23 protein-coding genes and 1 pseudogene are annotated in these 20,746 nt (G+C 48.0%); 10 read left to right on the top strand and 14 right to left on the bottom strand.

Annotation, left to right across the window (positions count from 1 at the left end):
* Positions 1 to 283: 283 nt before the first annotated feature.
* A pseudogene (locus tag D082_RS17720) lies at positions 284 to 403 on the top strand (Uma2 family endonuclease); the annotation flags it as partial.
* 342 nt (positions 404 to 745) lie between these two features.
* Here D082_RS17720 and sfsA read toward each other — a convergent pair.
* The 5 genes from sfsA to folP form a co-directional block, all read right to left on the bottom strand.
* Positions 746 to 1,459: a DNA/RNA nuclease SfsA gene (sfsA, locus tag D082_RS08035; RefSeq protein ID WP_028948160.1), complete on the bottom strand. Its 714-nt coding sequence runs from the start codon at positions 1,457 to 1,459 to the stop codon at positions 746 to 748.
* A 58-nt stretch (positions 1,460 to 1,517) separates the two neighbouring features.
* Positions 1,518 to 2,105, bottom strand: a complete 588-nt coding sequence (locus D082_RS08030) for a DUF1997 domain-containing protein (protein ID WP_028948161.1) — start codon at positions 2,103 to 2,105, stop codon at positions 1,518 to 1,520.
* 150 nt (positions 2,106 to 2,255) lie between these two features.
* Entirely contained in the window at positions 2,256 to 3,212 is a 957-nt protein-coding gene (locus tag D082_RS08025; RefSeq protein WP_028948162.1) for an RNA polymerase sigma factor, RpoD/SigA family, read from the bottom strand.
* A gap of 461 nt (positions 3,213 to 3,673) precedes the next feature.
* Positions 3,674 to 5,029 (bottom strand): glycosyltransferase family 39 protein, encoded by a 1,356-nt coding sequence (locus tag D082_RS08020; RefSeq protein ID WP_051738769.1) that lies wholly within the window; start codon positions 5,027 to 5,029, stop codon positions 3,674 to 3,676.
* Complete coding sequence (gene folP / locus D082_RS08015) at positions 5,020 to 5,889, bottom strand: dihydropteroate synthase (protein ID WP_028948163.1); 870 nt, start codon at positions 5,887 to 5,889, stop codon at positions 5,020 to 5,022. The genes D082_RS08020 and folP overlap by 10 nt, the downstream gene beginning before the upstream one ends.
* Positions 5,890 to 6,054: 165 nt before the next feature.
* On the opposite strand from folP, the gene D082_RS08010 reads away from it, so the two are divergent.
* Genes D082_RS08010 through hemW form a run of 3 tightly spaced genes read left to right on the top strand, consistent with a single transcriptional unit; the run spans position 6,055 to position 8,483 of the window.
* Positions 6,055 to 6,606: a hypothetical protein gene (locus tag D082_RS08010; RefSeq protein ID WP_028948164.1), complete on the top strand. Its 552-nt coding sequence runs from the start codon at positions 6,055 to 6,057 to the stop codon at positions 6,604 to 6,606.
* A 39-nt stretch (positions 6,607 to 6,645) separates the two neighbouring features.
* On the top strand, positions 6,646 to 7,248 hold the full coding sequence (locus D082_RS08005) for a nicotinate-nucleotide adenylyltransferase (protein WP_028948165.1): 603 nt from the start codon (positions 6,646 to 6,648) through the stop codon (positions 7,246 to 7,248).
* A gap of 17 nt (positions 7,249 to 7,265) precedes the next feature.
* Positions 7,266 to 8,483: a radical SAM family heme chaperone HemW gene (gene hemW / locus D082_RS08000; RefSeq protein ID WP_028948166.1), complete on the top strand. Its 1,218-nt coding sequence runs from the start codon at positions 7,266 to 7,268 to the stop codon at positions 8,481 to 8,483.
* Between the two features lie 38 nt (positions 8,484 to 8,521).
* Here hemW and D082_RS07995 read toward each other — a convergent pair whose 3' ends face one another.
* From D082_RS07995 to fabD, 3 genes are all read right to left on the bottom strand, one after another.
* Entirely contained in the window at positions 8,522 to 8,977 is a 456-nt protein-coding gene (locus tag D082_RS07995) for a YbjN domain-containing protein (RefSeq protein ID WP_028948167.1), read from the bottom strand.
* Between the two features lie 64 nt (positions 8,978 to 9,041).
* Entirely contained in the window at positions 9,042 to 9,584 is a 543-nt protein-coding gene (locus tag D082_RS07990; protein WP_028948168.1) for a PleD family two-component system response regulator, read from the bottom strand.
* A 279-nt stretch (positions 9,585 to 9,863) separates the two neighbouring features.
* On the bottom strand, positions 9,864 to 10,745 hold the full coding sequence (gene fabD / locus D082_RS07985; RefSeq protein ID WP_028948169.1) for an ACP S-malonyltransferase: 882 nt from the start codon (positions 10,743 to 10,745) through the stop codon (positions 9,864 to 9,866).
* 188 nt (positions 10,746 to 10,933) lie between these two features.
* On the opposite strand from fabD, the gene D082_RS07980 reads away from it, so the two are divergent.
* From D082_RS07980 to D082_RS07970, 3 genes are all read left to right on the top strand, one after another.
* Positions 10,934 to 13,171, top strand: coding sequence for a heavy metal translocating P-type ATPase (locus D082_RS07980; protein ID WP_028948170.1), 2,238 nt, complete (start codon positions 10,934 to 10,936; stop codon positions 13,169 to 13,171).
* Between the two features lie 228 nt (positions 13,172 to 13,399).
* Positions 13,400 to 14,140: a hypothetical protein gene (locus D082_RS07975; protein WP_028948171.1), complete on the top strand. Its 741-nt coding sequence runs from the start codon at positions 13,400 to 13,402 to the stop codon at positions 14,138 to 14,140.
* Positions 14,141 to 14,254: 114 nt separating this feature from the next.
* Positions 14,255 to 15,073, top strand: a complete 819-nt coding sequence (locus tag D082_RS07970) for an HpsJ family protein (protein ID WP_028948172.1) — start codon at positions 14,255 to 14,257, stop codon at positions 15,071 to 15,073.
* 5 nt (positions 15,074 to 15,078) lie between these two features.
* Here the strand turns inward: D082_RS07970 and D082_RS07965 are convergent, their stop codons facing one another.
* From D082_RS07965 to D082_RS07955, 3 genes are read right to left on the bottom strand one after another with little or no spacing between them, the layout of a single operon-like run.
* Complete coding sequence (locus tag D082_RS07965) at positions 15,079 to 15,774, bottom strand: alpha/beta fold hydrolase (RefSeq protein WP_028948173.1); 696 nt, start codon at positions 15,772 to 15,774, stop codon at positions 15,079 to 15,081.
* 26 nt (positions 15,775 to 15,800) lie between these two features.
* A complete protein-coding gene (locus D082_RS07960; RefSeq protein WP_028948174.1) occupies positions 15,801 to 16,739 on the bottom strand; it encodes a PilW family protein in 939 nt (312 codons plus the stop codon).
* A gap of 11 nt (positions 16,740 to 16,750) precedes the next feature.
* On the bottom strand, positions 16,751 to 17,149 hold the full coding sequence (locus D082_RS07955) for a hypothetical protein (protein WP_238546657.1): 399 nt from the start codon (positions 17,147 to 17,149) through the stop codon (positions 16,751 to 16,753).
* Positions 17,150 to 17,183: 34 nt separating this feature from the next.
* On the opposite strand from D082_RS07955, the gene D082_RS19025 reads away from it, so the two are divergent.
* Positions 17,184 to 17,336 carry a hypothetical protein gene (locus tag D082_RS19025; protein ID WP_238546656.1) on the top strand — a complete coding sequence of 51 codons (153 nt, stop codon included), beginning with the start codon at positions 17,184 to 17,186 and terminating at the stop codon, positions 17,334 to 17,336.
* 85 nt (positions 17,337 to 17,421) lie between these two features.
* Here D082_RS19025 and D082_RS07950 read toward each other — a convergent pair whose 3' ends face one another.
* Together D082_RS07950 and D082_RS07945 are read right to left on the bottom strand one after the other, a co-directional pair.
* Entirely contained in the window at positions 17,422 to 17,973 is a 552-nt protein-coding gene (locus D082_RS07950) for a Tfp pilus assembly protein FimT/FimU (RefSeq protein WP_051738767.1), read from the bottom strand.
* A 40-nt stretch (positions 17,974 to 18,013) separates the two neighbouring features.
* The gene (locus D082_RS07945) at positions 18,014 to 18,544 is read right to left on the bottom strand and encodes a hypothetical protein (protein WP_051738930.1); all 531 of its coding nucleotides are present in this window, start codon (positions 18,542 to 18,544) and stop codon (positions 18,014 to 18,016) included.
* A 329-nt stretch (positions 18,545 to 18,873) separates the two neighbouring features.
* On the opposite strand from D082_RS07945, the gene D082_RS07940 reads away from it, so the two are divergent.
* Both D082_RS07940 and D082_RS07935 read left to right on the top strand, forming a co-directional pair.
* Positions 18,874 to 19,044, top strand: coding sequence for a hypothetical protein (locus tag D082_RS07940; protein WP_238546655.1), 171 nt, complete (start codon positions 18,874 to 18,876; stop codon positions 19,042 to 19,044).
* Complete coding sequence (locus D082_RS07935; protein ID WP_038531490.1) at positions 19,035 to 19,319, top strand: type II toxin-antitoxin system PemK/MazF family toxin; 285 nt, start codon at positions 19,035 to 19,037, stop codon at positions 19,317 to 19,319. Before D082_RS07940 ends, D082_RS07935 begins: the two co-directional genes overlap by 10 nt.
* 184 nt (positions 19,320 to 19,503) lie before the next feature.
* On the opposite strand, the gene D082_RS07930 is transcribed toward D082_RS07935, so the two are convergent.
* Positions 19,504 to 20,682, bottom strand: a complete 1,179-nt coding sequence (locus D082_RS07930; protein WP_028948178.1) for a DUF58 domain-containing protein — start codon at positions 20,680 to 20,682, stop codon at positions 19,504 to 19,506.
* Positions 20,683 to 20,746 lie beyond the last annotated feature (64 nt).

Genomic DNA, 20,746 nt, shown 5'->3' with positions numbered 1-20,746 from the left:
TCAAGTTGACCATCTTGGTAAGGTTAAACACTATAGTCATTTCAAATAGTTTCGGGACTGCTTAAGTCTTTATTGACAAGCTTTTCGGTGAGTTTGACTGCCTCAATCTTACTAAAAACGACTATAACAAAAAGTTGAGGCTAAATTCAAACAAGCCGGATAAAACAGGAGGTCGATAATGGTCGTTGCCGCAACTAAACCCTTCGCGGTGGATTAATATAGTCAATCAAAGTAAGATTGAGATAGCTAAGGTCTTTACCAAAGAGGCTTTTAGCTCCGTTCAGTGTCTTACTTTCAATTAAATCAACTATATCTGCAAAAAGAAGAACGGGCAACGGAAAAAAGCGAATTTATCCAAGGAGAAATTATTCCCATAGCCGGGGCTTCTGCAAACCATAATTGCTGAACCTTCAATTTGAGTCGCTTTATTAGCCCTAGAAGTTGGGGATCTTGTAGAGATCCGCTAAGCGGTTCGCCAATGGTTACCCATAGAAATGCTGGGAGAAAGCGCTCGGGTCGAACTTATAGCTAACTGCCTCCCATTCCTTATTGCACCATGGATGTTTTTGTCTATCCTGGTGAAACTTCTATTTCCTATATTTTAATTCACTCGAACAATTATTTCTTTGGTCTAAGTTTTCTATCTGAAGATTGGCCAACAAATACACATTCATCACTATGTTGTCGCCATTTCCTTATTCTATTTCCCCTTTTTTGATAGAAGGGTAATAAAACCTAATCTATCTCAAAGGACTAATTCCGCCATACCGAGAAATTTTACCCCCTCTGGACTAACCTCAAAACGGCAGGGCATCACCTCTACCCCAGCACCGATCGCCTGGCGCAGTAGTTCTCCATAACGGCGATCATAGGCATCTCCTGGTGAAAAATGAGTACAGTCACCCCGATTGATAAAGTAAAGCATCACCGCCTGAGCTTCTGGCAAAATATCCATCAGTTCTTGGAGATGTTTTTGTCCCCTAGTGGTTTCTGTATCGGGAAATAAAGCTAAATTTTCCTTGGCTAAAGTCGTATTTTTCACCTCCACATAAACTGGCTTTTGCGCTGGCTTAGTCAACAAAAAATCAATGCGACTTTTTTTGTCTTTACCATAAACAACTTCCGGCTTGATATTGTCATAATCTTCCCTTAGATTGGGAAAAATCCTTTCATTTAAAGCTTGTTTAATGGCTCGATTAGGTAAGCCAGTATTCACTCCTACCCAGGTATTATCTACTTCAATCATTTCCCACGTATAGGCTAATTTCCGCTTAGGATTATCACTCTGGGAAAGGTAGACCTTTGCCCCTATCTGACAAACTCCAGTCATGGGACCAGTGTTGGGACAATGGGCTGTAATTACTTCACCGCTATCTAACTCAACATCGGCCAAAAAGCGTTTATAACGTTTGACTAAAGTACCAGCAATTAGGGGTGGATAGGAATAGAAAAAATCCATCAATTTTGTTTGGCTATGGTCCAGTTTTAAGGACAATTTAAATACTTAAGCTATCTAGTTAAATTGGTTCTAAAGCTTCAACAGCGGGAGAACTTTGGAGTGGTGAATTCTCATTTTGCTGGGCTAACCACTGCTCGTAATCTGCTAAAAGTTGTCCTTGGAGTCGTTGTTTAATGCGAGCCAAAACCCCCCGCAATAAACCGTTAGCCGCCATTTCTAGTAAAGGTTTTGGGGTTAACCAGAGGGCCTGGGGTAGATCCACCGCCACCTGTAAATCTGCCTTGCCTTGGAGTAATGTATGTCCCCCCTGGTGGTAGGGAGCCAAACGACCTTTTAACCGCAAACTAAAACGATGGTTAATATAATCAATACCACGAATTTCACAGCTTTCTGATTCTAGAAACACAGTGCCCGTCGGGTTAGACCATAGCTTCAGGACTACTGTGGGCTGAAAATGATATATGTCTAAAAAGTTGAGCGGTCGCATCTTTAATCTAAAACGATCGCCAGGTAGTACTTCCATTAATTTAGGGTCGGCGATCGCCCGCACCAAACGTTGGGGTTGCCGGAGATAATGTTGCAAGCTCGGCAACGGGTCAGACTGCTGGAGGCTTAATTGTTCGGTGGCGGAAAAAGTGACTCGCATAATATCTTTTTATTCCAAAGGTGAGGTGTGGGGCAATTGGGAATCTTTAAAAATTGTTACATTTCTTAAAAATACTGCTAGGGATTATACGGTTTTTGGGGTATTAATCTATGCAAAAGACAAAAGAATGTAACGAAAGTTAGCTTTTCTTTAGCTAGCTAAATATTCTTGAATCATGGACTTGCGCTTACGTAGTTTATTTAAAGCTTCCCGTTCAATCTGCCGCACCCGCTCCCGACTGATGCTCAACATAGAACCAATGCTGGCTAGGGTCAGGGGTTGACCGTCATTTAAGCCAAAACGAAGAATTAAAACTTCCCGTTGTTGGGGGGTTAACTCCGCCATCAAACCATCTAAATCCAACTGCAGGGAAGCATAGGTGGCAAAATCCTCCGGCAGGGGACCATCGTCCTCCAATAAATCCCCCAACTCGGTGTCCTGGTTATCTCCCACCCGTAAATCCAAGGAAAGGGGGTGGCGGGAGCGCTCTAAGTATTCCCGCACCTGCTTTGGGGTCAGTTCCAAATGTTCTGCCAATTCGGCAATTGATGCGGCCCGACCTTTTTCCTGGGATAGTTGCCGCTGGGCTTTCTTAATCTTGTTTAACTTTTCTGTGATGTGGATCGGTAAACGAATAGTGCGGCTTTTTTCGGCGATCGCCCGGGTGATAGCCTGGCGAATCCACCAGTAGGCGTAGGTGGAAAACCGATAACCTTTGGTGGGGTCAAACTTTTCCACCCCCCGTTGCATACCAATGGTGCCCTCCTGGATCAGATCTAGTAAATCTAGATTGCGCTTGAGATATTTCTTTGCAACGGAAACCACCAACCGGAGATTGGCCTCCACCATTTTGCGCTTGGCCCGTTCCCCCTCTTTAATTGTCTTCTCTAACTCCTGGATGGACAAATCAGCGGCCTTGGCCCACTCGCTGGGGGAAACCGCTTCGCCATTTTTACCCTCGGCCAAAGACTTTTTAATCTCGTTGAGACTGACTACCTGCTGAATTTGCTTGGCGTAAACAATCTCTTCTTCGTGAGTGAGCAGGGGCACACGACCAATTTCTCTGAGATAGGCACGGACGGAATCGGGGCTGGTTCTGGCAGTCATCTTGGATTAGTGATTTCAGTGGGGGAATCGCAGTGGGAGACCAAATAAACCCAGGGAACGCCACGTTAGTAAGATTCGAAACGGACTGGGCTAGGTTAATGACGCATAATGCCTGTCCGATGGGGGCGTTTGGGCCAACTGGAAACTGAAGAATAGTTTGGGAATGACTGGGATCAATCCACTAATAATACTAAGCAATTCTTTAAGTTTTGTAAAGTTTTTTGTGAAGTATTTACTCAGCAAACAAGGAAGACAGATGTTATAAAACCCTCAATGACAAGGATTTTAAGTCCAAAACCCCCGGTTAATCTGGTCAGGGAATTTTTTCAGCTCAATTATGAGAAAACTTTACCTTGATGTCGGAAGAGGGCTAACAATCTTTACTAGCTTTACTGGAGAGTAGGGACCAAGTCCGCCTTTTGACAGATTAACAAGCATATTTGATCCTAAAATTTACTCATTCAAGCAATCACATTGGGCAAAGACATTGGTGGCAGATGGCTCAGGGGGCTGTAAATTGCCAAAAATAAACAGACAAACAGACCCCAAAAAAGTACGTTGATGAACTCAGATCTCTGACGATCCAACAACAGGGACGTCATCCCCAAGGTTAAGGCCAGTAACACTAGCACTAATACGCTGATTACCCCGTCCTGGGCAGTCCAATTGGGCAAATTTCCCCGGCGGTAGGAGAAATAAATAGCCATGGCCCCCAAGGAAGTCAAACCGGCTAGGGTTAGGAAAAATCGACGCCACCAGGGAGGATAAGCCAAGGTACTAGCTCCTTGCCGTATTTCAGCTAAAGTCAATCCCGCCGCCAATGCCATAACCACCAATAGGGCCATGGTCAAAGGTGCGCTGGGCCAAGGGGAGATAATTACCAACATGGCGTACATTCCCCCCTGGCAGATGAGAAAACGGGCCCAACTCCAGGGCAAAGCTTGTTGGGCTTGGGGAAAAGTATTGATGGCAAAAATTAGCCCAGGGGAACTGGCCAGCAGCCATAGCCAACCCCTTAATTTTATGGGCCAGGGAGAGCCACCGATGACCATTATCGAGTCCACAATTTCCCCGTGCAGTAGGAAACCATAGCCTAACCACCAGGCGATCGCCGGTAATAAACCTAGGGTAAAACCAAGCCAGAAAAAGGGAGAAAACTTTAAACGGGGGGTGTCCCAATGGAGAAAAAATAAAGCGGTGCCCAGGAGCAAAATGGCAGTGGGGCCATCGGTCAAACTAAGTGCGGTTAGGCTCAATCCCAAGGGCAGGCCTCCCCTTAAATCTCGACGACAAAATAGCACACTGGCGAAGAAGGTAATGGTGAGGGGTAATAAAAAACCGTTAATGCTGGCCACCCTGGCCCAATAAACCACAGTGGGGGCAGTGCCGTAGACCACCACCGTCAGCAGGGCTGGTAAACTGCGACCATAGAGTTCTTTGGCCAACCAATACAACAGGGGTAAACTAGCTCCACTGAGCAAGGCTACCAATAAACGATCGCCCCAGAGTCCTTGACCAAAAAGGGATTGACTGAAACCAATTAGCCAAATCGGTAACGGTGATCGCCCGACATCATTGAAAAAACTGGCGGCGGAAAAACCTTGATTTTGCTGGGTGGTTAACCAATATTGGGCTGCTTGGACTAAATTCTTTTCTTGGCCCGGGCGTAATTCATGAATATCTAAACCCCAACAGAACAATAAAGCTATGGGTAGCATCACGAGCGCTAATCCGAACCATTCTCCTAGGGGCCAACGCTGGAGTTTTTGCCCCCAATTTCTGAGCAATTTGTTGAGGTTGAGCTTACTCATCGCCATAGGGCATCCGCCACTGTACAGACCTGGGCCATGGCTTCTACATCGTGGACTCTGACTATATCCGCGCCACCGGCGATCGCCCGACAACAGGCCGCCCCAGTGCCCCAAACTCTTTCTTTGGGATCCGGTTGGTCAAGGATTTTACCAATGAAGCTTTTACGGGATGGCCCAAGCAACAGGGGGAAACCAAGTTTTTTAAGCTCCGGTAACTGCCGCAGTAGGGTGATATTTTGCTCGGCGGTTTTAGCAAAGCCAATGCCGGGGTCAAGGATAATTTGTTGGGGGAGCACCCCGTAATGGCGGGCCAAGTCAATTTGTTGGCCAAAAAATTGCTTCATTTCCCCGATTAAATCCCCGTAATCTGTCAAATTTTGCATGGTTTGGGGGGTGCCCCGTATGTGCATCAAAATAATTGGGGTTTTATGCTGGGCGGCGATCGCCAAAATTTCCGGTTCAAAGGTCGCCCCGGAAATATCGTTGATCATATCCGCTCCGGCCTCGAGGGCTTGTCGGGCCACCTCAGCTCTGGTGGTATCGATGGAAATGGGTACGGTTAATTGCTGCCGTATGGCTCTGATGATGGGAATAGTCCGTGCCAATTCCTCTTGTAAACTAATGGTTTCTGCCCCCGGTCGGGTGGACTGGCCACCAATGTCAATGATATGGGCACCCCCTTGCACCATGGCTTGGGCACGGTCAATGGCCGTTGGTAGGGAATTAAACTCGCCCCCATCACTGAAACTGTCCGGAGTGGTGTTTAAAATTCCCATCACATAGGTGCATTTCCCCCAATTAAAATGGGTTTGGCCCACCTGTAGGGGAGGGACAAAATAATCACTGAATTGATCCAACTGATCCATGGGCTAGGGGGACGTAAGGTTGGAGCACTGGGAGGGGTCTTGGTAGAATGTACCCCAAGGGCAATTCTAGTTCGACAGCGTCTGCTAACCCTAGAACGGGCTAAGCCCAATGATCCTAACAATTTTTGCCGATTTTTCGGGTTCTATACCCCAGTTGCCTAAGCTATGCCCCTGCATTTCGCCGCCTTGATTCCTATTGACAGTCTGTTTTCCACCCAAGGCATTATGGTGATGCTGTTGGGGGCCTATGCTTTGGCCATGTGGTTATTTCTCACCAGTGCCCCCAAGGTTTATACGGTAATGGTGTCCGACCTGGCGATCGCCAAAGCGTTTTATGAAGGCTTGCTGGACTTAAACGTGGCAGATGTGCCCCTGCATTACTACTACAACTATGAGCAAACCCTAGGCACGGCCGGCTGGGATTCTTTTTCCATGGCGGCCAATCCCCAAATCGCTCCGGATACCCGCTATAGTGCCCAGGATGGGCTTTGGTATCAGTTGAAAAAAAATACCCAACTGCACATCATCGGTGGAGCTAGCTTTGGTAGTAACAATCGCCAACGCCATGTCTGCTTTGACCACGATTGTTTAGAGCAAATTTTCCTGCGGGTGCAGTCCCGTCGTCTCCGCTATAAAGTACGCAGTCGCAAGCCCCTGAATTTTTTGGTCAAGGATTACGATGAACGGGTTATTGAACTAACGGAAGCCAAAAATTAGTTGTTCGGAGACCCAAGCAATCTGGATTGAAACTCCCCTGTGAAAATAGCCCTTTTTGGCACTAGTGCTGATCCCCCCACCCTGGCCCATCGGGCCATTCTCGTTTGGTTAGCCCAGCATTTTGACCAAGTGGCGGTATGGGCGGCCGATAACCCCTTCAAGCAAGGTCCCAGTCCCCAAACGGGCCACTGGGCCAGCCTAGGCGATCGCCAGGCAATGTTGAAGCTGTTGGTGGAGGAGATACAGAAGGATTATGCGACGGTGCAAATTTGGGAAGATTTAAGCGATCGCCGCAGTTTAATTAGCCTGCGACGGGCCCAACAAAGGTGGGGTTTAGACCCTGATTATGCTTTGGTGGTGGGGGCTGATTTGATTGTCCAAATTCCCCAATGGTATGCAGTGAAAGAATTATTGCCCGCCGTCAAGCTAGTGATTTTTCCCCGACCAGGCTACAGCATTGACCCCTCTGATTTGGATAAATTGGAACAGTTAGGAGGGCGCTACCACTTGGTAGGTCAAGACAACGATCAAGCCATCACTCCCCCCATTTCCTCCAGCATTTACCGACAAATTAAGGACGATGATCTAATTCCAGATCCGGTACAAAACTACATAGGAAAAAGACAACTTTATCGCCAGTAAATACCGGCAAATATTTAATGCCCACCGCCGCCTATATTCACATTCCCTTTTGCCGCCAACGTTGTTTTTATTGTGATTTTCCCATTGCCGTTACAGGTTTTCAGTCCCTAAATATGGATGGTTGGGTGGGGGAATATGTAGCCGCAGTTTGCCGGGAAATTGCGGGGCAACAACACCAAGAAGCACCCTTAAAAACAGTTTTCTTTGGTGGAGGCACTCCTTCCTTACTACCCATCGCCGGTTTGGAAAAAATTTTAGCGGTAATAGATAAACATTTAGGCATTGCTACGGAAGCTGAAATCAGCATTGAAATTGATCCTGGCACCTTTGATCAACGCCAATTGCAAGCCTATAAAAATTTAGGCATTAACCGCTTTAGCTTGGGTGTACAGGCTTTTCAGGACAAACTACTAACCCTTTGTGGCCGCCACCACCGTCGCCGGGACATTGACCAGGCCCTCACGGCGATCGCCCAGGAGAATATTAAAAATTGGAGTTTGGATTTAATTACCGGGCTACCGGAGCAAACGGCAGCAGATTGGCATAGTTCCCTCACCCTGGCTCTGGCCGCAGGGCCTAAACACATTTCCTGCTATGACTTGGTGTTAGAACCCCAAACTGTGTTCGACAAATGGCAACAGTGGGGAAAATTGGCTGTGCCTCCGTCCGAGTGTAGTGCAGACTTTTACCGCCACGGACAACAAGTATTAACCCAAGCTGGTTTTCAGCATTACGAAATTTCCAACTATGGCCGCCCCGATTACCAATGTCGCCATAACCAAATCTATTGGCGTAATTTGCCCTACTACGGCTTTGGCATGGGGGCCACCAGTTACATTGACAGCAAACGTTTTGGTCGTCCCCGCACCAGAAATGACTATTACCAATGGCTAGAATCTTGGCTCAATCAAGGGTGTCCGACTCCAGGGGAAACGGTTTCTCCGTTGGAAAATTTGCTGGAAAGTTTGATGCTGGGCCTGCGTCTCACTGCCGGGGTAACTTGGGGTCAATTGCCTGCGACTAGTGCAGGGACTAAGCAGATCATCCTGAATACTTTAAAGTCTTTTGGCGATCGCCATTGGCTGGAATTTTACGGCGAGGATAACCAAATCCTGGCCCCAAACTGGGCCACAACGGAAACGGTGCAGAGGTTTTGCTTCACTGATCCGGAGGGCATTTTATACTCTAATCAGATTCTCAGCGCTTTGTTTGCGGCTTTGGAAGAAGATTATTAGTTAATTAATACTTGACTTTGGTGATCAGGAAACTTTGATTAAACGTCGTATTTTTCCTTCAGGCGATCGTCATGGTCGTCAGCTAAAGTTGCCACCAGGGTAATGGCCCTGGAAATTTCACCCGGGGAAAGATCCGCCACGGTGCGCTGATGGAGGGCAATTAAATGATTTTCCCGCACAGCAAAACAAGCTTCAAAGGTATCTGACCAATTTAATTGCATCACCTCCGCCAATAATTGGCTTGGCTCTTTGGGTAAGGGCATCACCTCGGCCCAGACCCGAAACAGATCATTTTCCCCTTCTCCAGTGAGCTGTACTAGCACTTCCACACTGCCATAGGCAAATTTCCAGATGGCGCCCTGGTCGTTATCTTGCACAAAGGCGCTATTTTCCTGGGCCATGCCGGAAATAACAGTTTCCACCACGTCGTGGTGACTAGCCGGGGTCATTTCATCTATGGTTGGGTTGGCTAACTCTGGTGCAGGGGATGCCATAGTCCTATTCTCAACGCGAAGGTTTCCCCCCAAGTCTAGCGGTGAACAGGCCCCAAAGCATAGCCTAGGAAAGTCGTTGCTTGATGAAAGTAACCAATTGGCCCAACTGTTTTTTCAACTGGTCAATTTCACCGTGTATTTGGGCCACCTGTTGTTTGAGTTGTCGCACTTCGGCGGCCAAATCCCCAGCGGGGGCAGCGGCACTGGCCACGGTGGCCACAGGGGCGTGTTTTTTGGCCTTCACCATTGCCTCTTTAATGGCGGCCACCAATTCCCTTTGCTCGAACGGTTTTTCCACAAAGGCAAAATACTCAAAGGGTTCGGGAATTTTTTCGAGCACTTCTTCCTTACGGCCGGACATCAACACTAGAGGAATGGCCTTGAGTTCAGGGCGTTCCTGCACCGATTGAAACACTTCCCAGCCACTCATTTTCGGCAGGAGAAAGTCCAACATGATTAAGTTAGGCCGTTCACTCTGGATGAGGTTAAAACCTTCGAGGCCGTCCTTGGCTTCAATCACCTCGAAATTTCCCTGGGGCAACATATCCCTAACTCGCATACGGATAACTTTGCTGTCATCGATGACCAGAATCTTGTGGGCAGACACGATAGACTCTCCTTCGAGAAAATTGGGTGAAATATAGCTATGACAGACTTGTTGGATGCTGCCAACCCGTCAAAATTCTTGCTTGCTCTGTCCATCTTAGAGGAATTTGGAGTGGGAAAAAACTCCCAGAAGGCCAATGTTAGCAAGCCCGGATGGGGTGGCAGAAACCCGGGGAGCATGGTTGAGAAATCCCTCTGACCCCTCAATTATGGCCAGAATGTAATTGAAACTCCCCCAGTATTGGGGACTTTAGGGAAAAATCCATACTTTTCAGTAATCCTACAGGGAATTCAAATCCTCTAATTGGCCGATATTTTTCAGGTTCAGATCGGGGCAGGTGCGTTTACATAAACCAGTCAGTACTTTACCGGGGCCCACTTCCCAATAATCCGTTACACCAATTTCTTCTAGGGTCACCATGGTTTCCCGCCAGCGCACGGAGCTGGTCATTTGTTGAATTAGTTTTTCCTTCAGGCGATCGCCGTTTTGGCTGGGGTTGGGGTCAACATTGGAGAGGACGGGCACCGTAGCGTCGTTAAACCGGCAAGCTTCTAGGGTTTGGGCAAAGGCTCGGGACGGCTGGGCCATAAAACTGGAGTGGAAGGCTCCGGATACTTTCAGGGGGACGGCCCGGCGGGCTTTAACGCTGGCTAAAATGGTTTCTACCCCACCTACGGTACCGGAAACAACCACCTGTTCGGGGCTGTTATCGTTGGCTAGCACCACTTCCGGATTATTTGCCAGGGCTGTTTGTAAGTGATTTTGATCAAATTTCATGAGGGCGGCCATCATGCCCCCGGAAACTCCGGCCATAACTTCCGAGCGTTCCTTAACCAATTGCAAACCCGTGGCAAAGTCGAATACTCCAGCGGCGTAGAGGGCGGAATATTCCCCCAAGCTATGACCTGCCACATAATCCGGCTGAAAACCTTTATCCTTGAGCAAATCAGCCAAAATTGCTTCGATAACATACAAACAGGGCTGGGTATTTTGGGTCAGGGCCAGGCTAGCTTCATCCCCCTGGCATTTTTCCACCACTGACCAGCCCAGAATTTCCTCGGCTTGCTGATATTTTTCCTTGGCGATCGCCGTTGGGAGCAGATCTACCCCCATGCCCACAGCCTGGGAACCTTGGCCGGGAAATACCCATGCAGTTTTCATGTACTTATCTCGGTAAATTAAAAAGTTAAAAATTTGGTCACTGCCAAAGAGTTCAACTGCTGATACCGTCCGTCTTTAGCTAGGCAATTATACCAAGGTGAGGCCCGGGGCTGTTCCTTAGCTTCCCAATATGCGGTGGCTAAAATTGAAGGTAAGCTTTTCTTTGTACTGAGTATTACCAATTAACCATGGCCCAAACCATCAATCTGCAACTGGAGGGGATGCGCTGTGTGGCCTGTGCTTCCAGCATTGAACGGGCGATCGCCAAGGTGCCGGCGGTGCAGTCTTGCCAGGTGAATTTTGCCCTGGAACAGGCGGCGGTCAGCTATCAAGGAGAAATTGATCCCAAAATTCTCACAGACGCGGTGGCCCGGGCCGGTTACCAAGCGAAGGTACTGAAGCCAGAGGCATTATCCCTTGGAGAAGCAAAGGATACCAAGCCCCTATTTTCGGCCAAGTTGTTGACGGCTTTAGGGATCAGTGTGGTGCTATTTTTCGGTTCCCTACCAATGATGCTGGGGGTGAATATTCCCCATTTTCCCCACATTTTTCACGATCCTTGGTTGCAATGGCTGTTGGCCACCCCAGTACAGTTCTGGTCCGGGGCAGAATTTTACCGGGGAGCTTGGAAATCCGTTAAAACCCGCAGTGCCACCATGGACACCCTTGTGGCGTTGGGCACCAGTGCGGCCTACTTTTATTCCGTGGCCATTACCCTTTTTCCCCAATGGTTAACTAGCCAGGGGTTGGAAGCCCACGTTTATTTTGAAGCGGCGGCGGTGGTGATCACCCTAATTTTATTGGGACGGTCGTTGGAACAGCGGGCCCGGCGGGAGACTTCTGCGGCGATCCGTAAATTAATGGGGCTACAACCCCAAACTGCTTTGGTCAAGCGGGGGGAAACCTGGGAAACGGTGGCGATCGCCGAGTTAGAAATTGACGATGTGGTGCGGGTACGGCCGGGGGAAAAAATCCCAGTGGACGGCATGGTAGTGGCGGGCAATTCCACCGTGGATGAATCCTTGGTGACGGGGGAAAGTTTTCCGGTGGATAAAACCGTTGGGGCAGAAGTAATTGGGGCCACCTTAAATAAGAGCGGCAGTTTAGATATTCAAGTCAGTAAGTTGGGACAGGATTCGGTGCTAGCCCAAATCATTCAATTGGTACAGCAAGCCCAGGCTTCCAAAGCTCCCATCCAACATTTTGTCGACCGCATTACCCAATGGTTTGTCCCCACAGTAATTGTGGTGGCGATCGCCGCTTTCTGTATCTGGTGGCTGACCACGGGCAATATTACCCTGGCGGTGTTGACCTTGGTGGAGGTGCTGATCATTGCCTGTCCCTGTGCGTTGGGCTTGGCCACTCCCACTTCCGTGATGGTGGGTACCGGTAAGGGAGCGGAGTATGGAGTGCTGATCAAAGAAGCTAGCAGTCTGGAAATGGCCGAAAAGTTAACGGCCATTGTGTTGGATAAAACCGGCACGTTAACCCAGGGCAGACCCAGTGTGACCAACTTTTTTACCTTGTCCCCCACTTCCACGGAGGAAAGTTTACAGTTAATCCAATGGGCGGCCAGTGTGGAGCAATATTCCGAACATCCCCTGGCGGAAGCAGTGGTTAACTACGGCCAATCCCAACAGGTGAGTTTGCTAGAGATAGAAAATTTCCAGGCGATCGCCGGTTGTGGGGTGGAAGGGCAATGGCGGGGGCAATGGGTGCGATTGGGAACGCCTGACTGGTTAGCAGATTTGGGGGTCACTGGTACGGAGCATCAACCATGGCAAAATCAAGCCCAGCAATGGGAAACGGAGCAAAAAACCGTCATTTGGCTCGCGGTCAATACGGAAATTAAAGCTCTATTGGCGATCGCCGATGCCCTCAAGCCCTCCTCCCCCCAGGTGGTGCAAGCCCTGAAAAAACTGGGTTTATCCGTTTATATGCTGACGGGGGATAATCAGGCCACTGCCCAGGCCATTGCTGACATGGTGGGTATTCGCCATGTATTGGCCCAAGTGCGCCCAGGGGATAAAGCCCAACAGGTAGAACAATTACAGCAAAAGGGTTACATCGTCGCCATGGTGGGGGATGGTATTAACGATGCTCCGGCCCTAGCCCAAGCCGATGTGGGCATAGCCATTGGTACCGGCACCGACGTGGCGATCGCCGCCAGTGATATCACTCTTATTTCCGGTGATTTACAGGGAATTTTGACCGCCATTAAGCTGAGCCGAGCCACAATGGGTAATATCAGGCAAAATCTCTTTTTTGCTTTCATTTACAATGTTGTGGGCATTCCTGTGGCCGCTGGGGTGTTCTATCCCCTCTTTGGCTTACTGCTCAATCCCATCCTAGCCGGAGCCGCCATGGCCTTTAGCTCCGTTTCCGTGGTAACCAACGCTCTGCGATTGAAACAATTCCGTCCTTAGGGTATAGCCAAACTTTGATTTTTTTGGTAATGACAATTGGTGAAAAGATCGCTTATGATGGCTCCTATCGGCTTTAGTCAATATATCCGAGTTTTTGGCATTACAGGCAATGATTTTGCTGGATTTTCCGGCTTAGAGGGCTTTCAGAAACTTTTTTTCCATCCTTGCACCCCAAAACTGCCAGTATCTCCTCGCTGATAAGCCGCCCTTTTTCGTGAATTTACCGTCATGGCTAAGTCCCCCTGTTCTCAACTGCTCGGCGAAATTTTAAGGGAAGCTGACCTTATCACAGACGCCCAGATACAAGTTGCTCTCCAAGACCAGCAGTATTCCCCCCTGCCCATTGGCGAGATTTTAGTCGTGCGCGGTTGGTTGCAACAGGAAACAGTGGACTTCTTTGCCGAATCCTGGCCCCGGATGGTCAAAACCCGCGATCGCCGTCCCCTAGGTTACTACCTACAGCAGGCCTATTTGCTCCAGGAGGATCAAGTCAATTTAATCCTAGAAGAACAGCGTAAATTGGGGATTAGATTTGGCTCTGTGGCGGTGCTCAAGGGTTGGGTGAAGCAGAAGACCCTAGACTATTTCCTTGAACATCTTATGCCGGAAGCAAAAACCACCTCGGCTTTTCAGGGGAAGAATACCCAAGCTAACACAGCCCCTAATCGTGACACTCGTCTGCAAACAGAAACGCCCCATGCCACCCAGGGTGCGGATGGCCGTCCTAGCCACACTAAATCCACCAGTCCGGGTATGGTCACCGCTTCTTCCCGCTCTACCCACAATGGTCGCATAACCCTTAACCCCTTTGGCAGTAAGACCAAAACCCACAAAGCGAAGCAAACCAACGGTAACAGTAATCTAATCACCAATGCTAATCGGGAAGATTTCGACTTAGCCTCAGTTTTAGCCAATGGTACCAAGTCCACCGCCGAGAAGGATTGGGAAGACTGCATTTGGATAGATTAATTGCAGTGATCTGGACGAAAAGGAATTGGAGAAACTCCTTGTTCCCATGCAATGCTGGGTTGATTCGTTCGTCGAAAGATAGCGTATAGTATACTTCGTTGCTCTCCGAAATTTATGAACATCCCTGCCTTTACCACCCTGACATTGAAGTTATTTGGTGTTATTTTCATCCTCATTGCCCTGCTGGACTTTTTCAGCCTTATTTTTCCCTTGCAAATGGCTGATCCCCAGTGGCAGTTGGCGACGGTAACGGGCATTGTCGACCGGGGCATTGTTCCTATGTTAGGCATGGGGTTGATTTCCCTTGGTTACTTCGTGGATACCATGGCTAAAACCGCCGGTACTTCTCCCAAAGGTGGTTTTGACCTAAGGATGCCAATCTATATTCTGGCGATCGCCTTGGGGTTAGTCTTTTTACTATTGATTCCGGTGCATTTGACCAATGTGAACCAAATCAAAACAGCGGAGTTGGCCCAACTGGAGAGCCAAATTGGCCAAGGGCAACAACAGGTGGAAGGTGCTCTGCGACAATTCGATGCCCTTTCCCAAAATCCAGAAGCGCTGGAACAACAAATTCAAGAAGGGGAACAACTTTTAGCCGCTGGTCAAGTTAATGGTAATCCCCTCAACCAAGAGCAGTTGGCCAATATTGAGCGTCAGGTGAACGAACTCAAAGGTCTGCGGGAAATGTCTAAGGATCCGGCCGCCCTCAAGGCAAAAATGGAAGAAATCAAGACTAATTTAGAAACTCAAGTGGCGGAGCAACGGCAAAAAGTGGAAAGCCAAGCTTCCAACCAAGCTCTCAAACAAGGTTTACGGGTGGGACTGAGCAGTTTAATGCTCTCCATTGGTTTTGCCGCCTTTGGTGCTTTAGGTCTGAGGAATTTGCTTTCCGCTCCCCCGACTCCCCCCAGTGCTGGTTCCACTATTTAGTTAGCTTAATTACCCAAAAAAAGGCGTAGTAAAGCCGTTGTCGCTTGGGGTTGTTCAATGGGAGTGCCATGGGCCGCATCTTCCACAATGCTGAACTGGGCATGGGCAATGGATTGGACCAGGAATAAATTTTCGTCCAAGTCAAACCATGGATCATGGCGGCCATGGATCACCAGGGTGGGACATTGAATTTTTGGTAATAAATGGCGAATATCGTTATCTTTGACCATAGCCTGCCACTGTTGCGTAATTAGGGATTCTGGCAAAGATTCCTGGAGACTCCGCAGAAACTTCACGTTATTACTGAAGTTGGCATTATTGGCATAAAAAACATTGGGGCAGTGTTGGGCCAAGACTTGTTGGTGTTGTCCTGCCTGCAGAGCTTTTAACGTGACCTTCATTTCGGTGGCTTTGGCAGCATTAGTCCGGGCCCAACCGTCCATCAGCACTAGCTTGGTAATTCTTTCTGGATGCAGTGCAGCGGTGGCAGCTCCCACCCAAGACCCCATGGAATGGCCAACCAGGGCAAATTTATCAGGCAGTGTTTTGCTGTTAACCACGAAATCAACCATTTCTTGGAGTGAATCCCCTGCCATTATCAGACTTTGGGCTTCAATGAGATCACTCAGATTATTCATCTCGTAATCCCACATCGCTGAGATTGCCGCAAATCCAGGAATGAATAGAACAGACTGTTTCATTAGCCTTCTTTCTTAATGCCTTATTACTAGAAATTTGCGTTGATTGTACACAACAAATAGGTATATCTATCTTGATTTGTACTAGGTGATGTTTTCAGCCATAGACTAGGATTGGGGCTAAAAGTTATAGTGCTAGTTTTTGTCGCCACCACAGTCATGCCACTCGTAAAGCTGACTGCTGGCCTGCCATCAACGGCAACTGTAACTCCTGAACATGTCCCACTGCTATTGAGAGTTGCTACTCCAGAAGCCGCACGGGTAAAAGCGGTAGTAACTACCCGAAAATTTCCTGAGGCTGAGCTTTCTGCACTTCTTCCTGCACCAACGCCATCACTGGCTAACTTATCAGAACGACTAGTGAGCCTTAGCTCAACAAGGTTTGGGTTGCTATTATTGACACAGAGAAAAAACCCTGCACTTGGGCTAGCTGGAAACTTAGTAGTTCCGGAGGCACACGTTTCATTTCTTGCATTCGCATTGGTGGTGATGGAATCCACAAGAATTGATTTTGTTCTATTTGCCGGAGTGAGATCTAACTGTCCACTCGCATTTAATGGGGGGCCACAACGGTAAATTGAACTTGGCCCTAACCATGGATTACCAGGAGGCGTTTTGGTGTAGTAAACCACGTTGACTAGGGAAGAATTGATGGCCAACCCGATGACAAACTGTTCCCCGCTCCCCATTGCACAACTAACTGTACTTGTGGGAATGTCAGCTGAACTTGTCGAAAGAAAAGTAGCCTGTCTAATTTCGTCGGTAATAAAATCCGCCGCTCTGGTGGTGTTAAAGACCAAATCGCCGGAAACCTGGGAAGATATATTGTCCTTAGTCATAAGTACAACGGCATACCCAATGCCGCTGACTACCAAAAAAGTCAGAACCGAAGCCATCAAAAGCTCCAGTAATGTAAAACCTTTCGATTTGCCTGCAATTTTAGCCAATAAATATAACTGAATTTTCATAGCTAAATAACCTAAACATCCTTCTGGCAATGGACAGCCCGGACAGTGGGAGGTTCCTCCAAATATTTACCTGTACGCATCATGCCAATCATATTCGACATCACTAGGCAATAGCGAATTCCTATCACGCTGACCGACTCCACCACCATGGTACCCAAATTGGTTGAATTGCCTTTGTAGGAAAAGCGGATATTTGTGCTGGGAAAGTTATGATGAAATGCCACATTTTCCAGAGTCACTTCCCTATAGGGTAGGCAACCAGCGTACCTTGAATCAGCATCAAGAATAATCTTTGGCGGATTACTACTTGGGGAAAGTTGCACCCGACACTCTTTCCCCATTTTAATGGCATTCCTTTGGGCTTGCTGTAAAGTTTGTTTGAGGATAGTCAGTCCATTTCTTGTATCCATTCTGGCTTTCATCCCCACGAAAGAGGGCATTGCTATGCTAGCCACAATTCCCACTATCCCTGCCACCGTCGCCACTTCTATCAACGTCCAACCCGATGATAAACCCTCGGATCGGGAAAACAGCCTTAGGAAAATAGATAATTTGCTTCGCCAAACCATAGGCCAACACCCCCAACAAGATCATTAGCCTTTAGTATATTTATAATCTGAGACAAAAAGTAGTAATCTGGCAAATATCTCAGTAATTCTTTAGGAAACCGCAAGCTGGATGTCTATGGAGCGGGGGTACAGGTACTGCCCTGATAATAACCGGAGCGCATAATACCAACGCCAGCGGCAATAACTAGACATCGGGGCTCAAGACTTGTGATTTCGTGGGTTAGGACTATCGTCTGATCAGTTGTGGTACTGGGATTACCTTTATAAGAAAAAGCAATACTAGTGGTGCTGGACGGAGAGGTCATTGTGATACGCTGACTCGCCGGAATGGTGACGGGATTGGGAACACAACCATTGTTCGGAGTACCTGTTGCTTGTGTAACAGTGCGATTAGAAGCATCGATTGAGACAGTACAAGTAGCGCCCTTTTTGATTGCGTTCCTTTGGGCTTCCTGAAATGCTCCCTGTACTTGGGCCATCGCTCCTCTGAGTTGGTTTCTAGCTTGCATTTTGCCAAAACTAGGGACAGCTAGAGACGCCAAAATGCCAACGATGACGGCTACGACTCCCACTTCAATCAGAGTCCACCCTCGGTTAGAAGGGGTAAAAAGAGAGTGGCGCAAAAGTTTTAACAGAAACTTAGAACTACCGTTTCTTATCATCATTAACCACTCCAAATATAAATTGTATTTACCATCAGGCCACTTACGGACAGGTAAGGGCTGCAGCGGGAAGAACTTCAGTGTAAAGACTGGCGAGAATATTTTTATTTGTGTCTGTAATTTCAGTGTTCCTAACGGTGTAGGTAAGCTGAAGAACATTGCCAACAGCGGTGGCCGTTCGGGTCAAGCTTGCAGTTCTTCCTAGAATTGGTCTATTGGCGGGAGCAGTTAAGCTCGCGAGCCCTACATTTGCCGTGCTATTCGTTCTGAAAGCTTCCCCTACGGTGCTGGTAGAACATCCATTGTTGGTAGAAGGATTAAAATTTGCCGCCAATGCTCTAACTCTTTCCAAGTCTTCTTTAATCCAATAGCCGGCTTGGGCCTGTCTTTCCGCCCGCACCCGCATCATCGTTGCCATCACCATGGCATTGAGAGTTCCAGTTAGAAATAAAAAGGAAATCATCAAGGCAATAAGCACCTCGAACATCGTAAAACCTTGGCTGACCGACTGACGGGTCAAGCTGAGCAGCGAACGAGTGTGACCAAAAGACTGGGGGAAAATAGCCTTAGACATAGCCAAACCTAACAAAGGAAAAAGGCCCAAGAAGATACGGCACGGCCCATACCACTACTTTAACATTATCCATTCTGGCGTGATTTCGATCACACTGCCAAGGGTCTGAAAGCACATTCAGCATAAACACGTATTGTTTTGGCGCCTAATTGACTATCCTTGGGGAAAAATTCGGAGGCCGCTGGAGTTGTTGAGACAAATCTTTACATCGGCAATGTCCGCTAAAATCGGTGACACGCATCGATGCCTAAATTTTTCCCTCAGAACAGTTTGAAAGCAAAAACATGAACAAACAATTAATTAACTCTATCGTTCAGATTGTTCAATCCTTGTCTCCTGAGGAACAGATTATGGTGCGGGAAAGGCTCCTTGTTGATGGTACCTATCCCCATTCTACAGAAATTACTAATCTGGCGCTGCAATGTAGTAGTTTCGACTTTCTTGATAATGAACCCGACATCTACAACATTGATGATGGAGAGGATGCTCTATGCCTTTGAGTAAGGGGGATATTGTGCTAGTTCCCTTTCCTTTTAGCGATCTTAGCCAGACAAAACTTCGACCAGCAGTCATTCTTTGGGTAGATTCCCAAGGACAGGATGTGACAGTTTGTTTTATTTCTTCACGAAATATTGATCAAATTAGCCCAGAAGAAGTGGCTCTAATCCCCGAAGATCCCGAATTTTCCGAGACTGGGCTCAAAGTGGCCTCTAAAATTAGAGTTACCAAAATCGTCACCATTGACCGTAAATTGTTGCAACGACGTCTAGGTTGATTGGGAGATCAAAACTTTCAAGAGTTTAATCGAGCTCTCAAATTTGCCTTTCAACTAGAGTGAACTACCCATAGCTGAATCAAAGATTACGGCGTGGGGCTTCTCGCTCGCAATAGCTAAACCACAAAAAACTGTTCAAGTTGCCTGACAATAATAAAAATGCCCAATGGTTAGTACTTGGGGGCTAGTTGACTAGCCTTGGGGAAAAATTCAGAGGCCGCTGGAGTTGTTGGGATAAATCTTTACCATCCTCAACCGTCAAGCCAGCACAAAGGGCAGAGTGGGGAGAAGAAGATGCCCCCGGTGGAGCAAAATAGAGCCAACGACTGTAACTGGCTAAACTTTCCAAACTGCGAACTCTGCTAGTGATCCATAACAAAGGAATTTTGCGGGGGATTTCATACTGGTTTGCCTCTTCCCTTTGTACTGCGGCCAAAGCTTCCAACACCGATCGCCCACCGGCCACTAAGCCAGCTCCTGCTGTCCACAGCCGCACATTTAACTGGGCCCGCACAGCATAGAAATATAAAGAAGCCACCGCAATTACCGCTTGCTCAAAAACATCCTCTGACCAAGGACTGCCACTGTCCAAGCAGATAACCAACTCCTGGCCCCCTGTCACCACTTCTAGTTCCCGCACCATAAACTGATCAAACCTGGCACTACTGCGCCAATGGATCAGCCTAGTGGGGTCACCAAAACGGTAGGTCCGCAAAGTTTTAGTTATGCCCTCTGTGGCCGCCTGATAATGGCGATCGCTCTGTGTTTTATCTTGATCTTCGGAGCCGATGGCATCCACCAAAGGACATTGCTGGAGTTTCAGCACCTGGGGATACACAATGGCCTTAGCGGGAACAACTTGACTGCGGCGACACCAAAATAAACCCAGGGGAGTGCCCGTGCGTAATTCCAACTTTTGCCAATGGTAGACTCCCCGTTTTTGGGTGGGCTGGAAATAGCTCCATTGATAAAAATCCTTGGGGGCGACCAGCTCGATCGCCTTACCCTGGGGTCTGCCCAAGCCAACGGGTAACACATCCCAGACCTGGAGCAAATTCTTCGCTTCCCTATGGCTATTGTGGAGCCGGAGGGTAATGGTCAAATCTTCCCCCGCACTGACCGGCTGGATCGGAAACCGTTCTAATTGCAACTGTCGGAGCGATCGCCAGGGGAGAATGGCGGCAATGATCAACAGAGCAAAGCTAATACCGCTGATTACATAGAGCCAACCGGCCATGGAGTTGGTGGCCGCCCCAAATAAACAAATGGCCAGAACAAACAACAACCAACCAGCATAGGAAGGAGTAACCCAACGCCTTTCCAACCAATCAGTAAGGTTAAGGGGAGATTTTACATTTGCCATCTTCGACTTCCGATTTTCCACATTCTAACGGTGAATGAGCGCTGTGTTATTCAAAGCCCCTGGG

Source organism: Synechocystis sp. PCC 6714 (assembly GCF_000478825.2).
GTDB lineage: Bacteria > Cyanobacteriota > Cyanobacteriia > Cyanobacteriales > Microcystaceae > Synechocystis.
Note: the sequence above shows the minus strand (reverse complement) of the source record. Positions and strands in the feature narration are given on the sequence as shown.

What these genes read in the sequence shown, in the direction of transcription:
- D082_RS07945 (WP_051738930.1), bottom strand. Translation starts at nt 18,544, where the DNA reads ATGTCTAAGGCTATTTTCCCCCAGTCTTTTGGTCACACTCGTTCGCTG.
- D082_RS07955 (WP_238546657.1), bottom strand. Translation starts at nt 17,149, where the DNA reads ATGGATACAAGAAATGGACTGACTATCCTCAAACAAACTTTACAGCAA.
- D082_RS08020 (WP_051738769.1), bottom strand. Translation starts at nt 5,029, where the DNA reads ATGGCGATGAGTAAGCTCAACCTCAACAAATTGCTCAGAAATTGGGGG.
- D082_RS07935 (WP_038531490.1), top strand. Translation starts at nt 19,035, where the DNA reads ATGCCTTTGAGTAAGGGGGATATTGTGCTAGTTCCCTTTCCTTTTAGC.
- D082_RS07965 (WP_028948173.1), bottom strand. Translation starts at nt 15,774, where the DNA reads ATGAAACAGTCTGTTCTATTCATTCCTGGATTTGCGGCAATCTCAGCG.
- D082_RS08025 (WP_028948162.1), bottom strand. Translation starts at nt 3,212, where the DNA reads ATGACTGCCAGAACCAGCCCCGATTCCGTCCGTGCCTATCTCAGAGAA.
- D082_RS07970 (WP_028948172.1), top strand. Translation starts at nt 14,255, where the DNA reads ATGAACATCCCTGCCTTTACCACCCTGACATTGAAGTTATTTGGTGTT.
- sfsA (WP_028948160.1), bottom strand. Translation starts at nt 1,459, where the DNA reads ATGGATTTTTTCTATTCCTATCCACCCCTAATTGCTGGTACTTTAGTC.
- D082_RS07975 (WP_028948171.1), top strand. Translation starts at nt 13,400, where the DNA reads ATGGCTAAGTCCCCCTGTTCTCAACTGCTCGGCGAAATTTTAAGGGAA.
- hemW (WP_028948166.1), top strand. Translation starts at nt 7,266, where the DNA reads ATGCCCACCGCCGCCTATATTCACATTCCCTTTTGCCGCCAACGTTGT.
- folP (WP_028948163.1), bottom strand. Translation starts at nt 5,889, where the DNA reads ATGGATCAGTTGGATCAATTCAGTGATTATTTTGTCCCTCCCCTACAG.
- D082_RS07950 (WP_051738767.1), bottom strand. Translation starts at nt 17,973, where the DNA reads ATGATGATAAGAAACGGTAGTTCTAAGTTTCTGTTAAAACTTTTGCGC.
- fabD (WP_028948169.1), bottom strand. Translation starts at nt 10,745, where the DNA reads ATGAAAACTGCATGGGTATTTCCCGGCCAAGGTTCCCAGGCTGTGGGC.
- D082_RS07995 (WP_028948167.1), bottom strand. Translation starts at nt 8,977, where the DNA reads ATGGCATCCCCTGCACCAGAGTTAGCCAACCCAACCATAGATGAAATG.
- D082_RS07960 (WP_028948174.1), bottom strand. Translation starts at nt 16,739, where the DNA reads ATGAAAATTCAGTTATATTTATTGGCTAAAATTGCAGGCAAATCGAAA.
- D082_RS08030 (WP_028948161.1), bottom strand. Translation starts at nt 2,105, where the DNA reads ATGCGAGTCACTTTTTCCGCCACCGAACAATTAAGCCTCCAGCAGTCT.
- D082_RS08010 (WP_028948164.1), top strand. Translation starts at nt 6,055, where the DNA reads ATGCCCCTGCATTTCGCCGCCTTGATTCCTATTGACAGTCTGTTTTCC.
- D082_RS19025 (WP_238546656.1), top strand. Translation starts at nt 17,184, where the DNA reads ATGCTAGCCACAATTCCCACTATCCCTGCCACCGTCGCCACTTCTATC.
- D082_RS07930 (WP_028948178.1), bottom strand. Translation starts at nt 20,682, where the DNA reads ATGGCAAATGTAAAATCTCCCCTTAACCTTACTGATTGGTTGGAAAGG.
- D082_RS07980 (WP_028948170.1), top strand. Translation starts at nt 10,934, where the DNA reads ATGGCCCAAACCATCAATCTGCAACTGGAGGGGATGCGCTGTGTGGCC.